4 protein-coding genes are annotated in these 4,460 nt (G+C 73.1%); 2 read left to right on the top strand and 2 right to left on the bottom strand.

Annotated features, from left to right (window positions below; all coding sequences use genetic code 11):
- A partial coding sequence (locus NJ376_RS27935) for an autotransporter outer membrane beta-barrel domain-containing protein (protein WP_252956632.1) occupies positions 1 to 2,563 on the top strand: 2,563 nt, incomplete at its 5' end.
- Between the two features lie 306 nt (positions 2,564 to 2,869).
- On the opposite strand, the gene NJ376_RS27930 is transcribed toward NJ376_RS27935, so the two are convergent.
- Positions 2,870 to 3,130 carry a hypothetical protein gene (locus NJ376_RS27930; RefSeq protein WP_252956631.1) on the bottom strand — a complete coding sequence of 87 codons (261 nt, stop codon included), beginning with the start codon at positions 3,128 to 3,130 and terminating at the stop codon, positions 2,870 to 2,872.
- Positions 3,108 to 3,878, bottom strand: a complete 771-nt coding sequence (locus NJ376_RS27925) for a DUF899 domain-containing protein (RefSeq protein ID WP_252956630.1) — start codon at positions 3,876 to 3,878, stop codon at positions 3,108 to 3,110. Before NJ376_RS27925 ends, NJ376_RS27930 begins: the two co-directional genes overlap by 23 nt.
- Before the next feature lie 89 nt (positions 3,879 to 3,967).
- Here NJ376_RS27925 and NJ376_RS27920 point away from each other — a divergent pair.
- Positions 3,968 to 4,460, top strand: a 493-nt coding sequence (locus tag NJ376_RS27920) for a hypothetical protein (RefSeq protein ID WP_370288754.1), incomplete at its 3' end; no start/stop codon positions are given.

The following is a 4,460-nucleotide window of genomic DNA, read 5'->3' as shown; positions in this document are numbered from 1 at the left end:
TTCCGGCAGCGGCGCCGTGGTGCTGGGGGCGAAGCCGCTCACCATCGCCAACGGCTCCACCAGCTTTGCCGGCGGCATCTCCGGCAACGGCGGCCTGACCGTCGCCGGCGGCACCCAGACGCTCGCCGGACTGAACACCTATACCGGCAGCACCACCATCAATGGCGGCGCCACCCTCGCCCTCAGCGGCACGGGCAGCATCGCCGCCTCCGCCGGGCTGGTGAATGACGGCACCTTCCGCATCGCGGATACCAGCGCCGGCGCCAGCATCACCACCCTCTCCGGCAGCGGCGGGGTGGAGCTCGGGGCCCGCACCCTGACGCTGACCAACGCCGCCGGCAGCTTCTTCGGCGCCATCTCCGGCAGCGGCGGCTTCGCCCTGGCGGGCGGCACCCAGAGCCTGACCGGCACCAGCAGCTATGCCGGCGGCACCAGCATCGCCAACGCCACCCTGATCATCGCCAGCGACGCCGCCATGGGCGGCGCCGAGGGCGGGCTCGCCATCACCAACGGCCGGCTGGTGGCGCCGCAGGGCCTCGTCTCCGCCCGGTCCGTCAGCCTGGCGGGCACCGGCACCTTCGACACGGCGATGCGCACCATCTCCCTCTCCGGCACCATCTCCGGCAGCGGCGGGCTGGTGGCGGATGGCGGCGGCACCCTGGCGCTGACCGGGACCAATACCTATGCCGGCGGCACGCTGGTGATCGGCGGCACCACCCTCGCCATCGGCTCGGACAGCGCGCTCGGCGCCAGCTCCGGCGCCCTGGTGGTGCGGAACGGCACGCTGCTGGCGACCTCCAGCTTCAGCCTGGACCGCACCGTGGTGATCGAGACCCAGGGCCATGTGGACACCAGCGGCCATGCGGTGTCGCTGGGCGGCAATGTCTACCAGGTCTCGGCCGATGGGCAGACGGCGACCAGCGTCTTCACCGGCTCCGCCACCCTCACCGGCTCATTGATCCTCGACGCCACCGGACTGGTGGTGCTGGGCGACTCCACCCTGCATGGCACCGGCACCATCACCACGCCGACCACGGTGCGGGGCACCCTCTCCCCCGGCGACAGCCCGGGCACCATCACCTTCACCGAGAGCCTGGTCCTCGACCCCGGCGCCACCCTCGCCCTCGACATCGACGGCACGGGCACCGGCAACGGGGCGGGCAATTTCGACCGGGTGCTGGTGACGGGCGGCAGCTTCACCGCCGGCGGCACGCTGGCGCCGCGGCTGCGCGGCATCACCGGCGACGCCAACAACAGCTACACCCCGCCGGTGGGCCAGGCCTTCACCGTGGTGCAGGCCAGCGGCGGCGTACAGGGCAGCTTCTCCGGCCTTGCCCAGCCCACCGGAGGGCTGCTGCCCGGCAGCCGCTTCGATGCGCTCTACACCGCCACCGCCCTCACCCTCTACGTGACGCCGGAGAGCTATGCCGGGCTCGGGGCGCTGGGCCTGGCGCAGACGCCGAACCAGACGCAGGTCGGCCTCGGCCTCGATGCCCTGCGGCCACTGCCGGGGCTGCGCACGGATGCGGAGCGGACGGCGACGCTCGGCATTCTCTTCGCCCTGCCGGCGGAAGCCCTGCCGGCCACGATGGACCGGCTCTCCGGCACCATCTATGGCGATGCCATCCGCGGCAGTCTCACTGCCTCCGGCCAGTTCGGCACAGCGGTGGCGGACCAGGCGGCGGCGCGGCGCGGCCATGGCCGCGGCATCGGCAACCAGGCGAGCACGCCGGATGGCCGTCTCACCCTCTGGGCAGCAGGGCTCGGCGGCAGCCAGCGCGTCTCCGCCACCGGCAACACCGCCAGCAACAGCTCCGGCGGCGGCTTCGCCGGCGGCGCGGCGCTGCGGCTGGATGCCGGCACGGAGGTCGGGGCGGCGATCGGCTACTCCGGCATGCGGATCTCCTCCGGCAGCACCGGGGGCAAGGCGGATCTCGACATGGTGCACGCCGCCCTGCAGGGCAGCTGGACCAATGCGGATCTCTGGGCCGATGCGCAGTTCGGCGGCTCGGTCTCCGACACCAGCGTGCATCGCAACCTGGGCGCCTTCCGCACCATCGCCCGCGGCCAGGCCTCCGGCCTCGGCGTGCATGGCGCGGTCGCCTTCGGCACGCGGCATGAGGTGGGGAGCTGGCATTTGCTGCCCAGCGTCGGCCTCCGGGTGGACAGCCAGTCCCGCGACACGGTGCGGGAGAAGGATGCGGGGGTGCTGAACCTCGCCATCCGCTCCGCGACCGGCACCAGCACCCGCGCCCTGCTCGGCCTCCGCGCCGGCACCAGCGTGGCGCTGGGCGAGGGCTGGCAGTTGGCGCCGAGTGCCAAGCTCTTCTATGCCCGGGAATTCGGCGATGCCGACTTCACCACCCTGTCCAGCTTCCAGGGCGCGGCGGGCACGCCGATGCGGGCGCAGACGGCGAAGGTGGGGCGGGACGGCGCCATCCTCGGCCTTGGCATGGATCTGCGCATGCCGGGCGGCGGGACGGCCTTCGTCGCCTATGCCGGCGACCTCCGCGCCCACCAGACCGACCACAGCGTGACGGTCGGCGTGAGCTATAGCTGGTAAGGCTTCGGCCGGGGTGCATCGGCCCGGGCAGCGCGCCGCAAGGCGGGCCGCCCGGGCCTTTCGTGCCAGGCGGTGGCACCGCCCTCCTATGGCAACATCCGGTCGGGTGGGCTCACCTGACCGGATATCATGCTCTGGAGAACCTGGGATCCAGAGCATCCCACCTCGTGGGCCACGCCATGATCCACCAGGTTGGAACCTGCCCTGGAGCAGGATAGGTAGAGCTCCGCTCGCCCATCCCGCTCCAGCGCATCGTTTGCTTGCGTGATTCGCGGCTTCGATCGAGCCGACCTCATCCGATCACGCTCAGCGCCCGGCCAGCAGGCGCAGCCAGGGCGCGGCGTGGATGGCCGCCATCAGCAGATACCTCACCGCCATGCCCCGCAGCGGCGAGGCGGCCGCCCCGCCATGGCACAGCCCATCCGTCAGCCCGCCCGCAGGCCGGGCGGAGAGCAGCGCCATCAGCGCGAAGCCCGGTGCGGCCGCCAGGCCGAGCGCCTCCGCGCCGCGGCGGAGCAGCGAGGCGATGGCGGGCCGGCCGGTTTCAGGCCGCGCCGTATTCGTCATGCCGGCGCCACCACACGCCCGCCTCGTTCCGCCCCAGCGGCGCGCGGTCCAGCCACTGATAGGCGCCCCAGAGCCCGTCCAGCCCACGCGCATAGGCGGAATAGGTGTGATGCACCGCGCCATCCTGCAGTGCGAAGGCGCTGAGGCCGGGGCGGTCCCGGTGGAAGGTCGCGGTATCGGTGCCGCACATGGCGGCGAAGAGCGATTCCGCCCCGGCGCCGGCCGCCTCCCCCTGGCGCCAGACGAAACCCGCCTCGCGCCGGTAGTTGTAGTCCACCATGCCCTCGCGCTGCTGCGCCTCGGTGAACCAGACGTTGAAGTCGGCATTGAAATCGCTGCCGAAGGACGAGGCCCGGGGGAAACTCCAGCCCATGCGCCGCCGGTACTCCAGCAGCTTCGGCAGGGGTGCCCGCGAGACGGCCCAGAGCATGACGTCATGCTGGGCGAGATGCGTCGCGAAGCCGTTGAACCCGTCCGCGATCATCGAGCAGGAGGGGCAGCCCGCCGCATAATCCGGCCCGAACATGAAGTGGTAGACCAATAGCTGCGACCGTCCCTGGAAGAGATCCCGGAGGGTGGCGGGGCCGGTCTCCGTCTCGAAGCGGTAGGGCTTCTCCAGCCGTACCCAGGGCAGCGCCTGGCGCTGCTGCGCCACCGCGTCGCCTTGCCGCGTCAGGGCCTTCTCCGCCGCCAGCAGCTCCAGCCGTGCCGCCAACCATTCCTGCCGCGTTGCCGTCCGATGCGTCATGCCTGCTCTCCTCTGCCTCGCTGCCGGCCATGCGGTAGAGTGCCGCTGGGGCCGCGCCGGCCTGGAGTGACAAATCTGGCGGGAATGGGATGGATGCGCTGATCGCCGCGGCGGCGCGGGCCCTTTCGGCCGGCGACCCGCTGGCCGCGCTGAACCGGGTGGCGCTGCGGCAGGACCCGCCGGCCCTGGCGTTGCGCGGCATCGCCCTGGCGCAACTCGGCGAGTATGCGCGCGCCCGGGCGCTGCTGCGGGACGCGCAGCGCGGCTTCGACCCGCATGCGGCGGTGGCGCGGGCACGCTGCCTGCTGGCCGAGGCGGAGATCGCCTTCGCCTGCCGCGAGCTGGGCTGGGTGCCGGCGCGCCTGGCCACCGCGCGCGAGGTGCTGGAGAGGGCGGGCGACGGGGCCAACGCGCTGCATGCGCGCATCCTGGAGGCAAGGCGCCTGTTGCTGCTCGGCCAATTGGCGGCGGCGGAGCAGGCGCTGGGCGTGCTGGAATCCGGCCCGGCCCCGCCCGCCCTGCGGGCGGCGCGGGAGCTGGTGCTGGCCGGCGTGGCGCTGCGCCGCCGGCAGGCCGCGCCGG

The sequence above is a fragment of the Siccirubricoccus soli genome (assembly GCF_024178315.1).
GTDB classification, from domain to species: domain Bacteria; phylum Pseudomonadota; class Alphaproteobacteria; order Acetobacterales; family Acetobacteraceae; genus Siccirubricoccus; species Siccirubricoccus soli.
The sequence above is the reverse complement of the archived record's forward strand: the minus strand, read 5'-3'. Positions and strand labels throughout refer to the sequence as shown.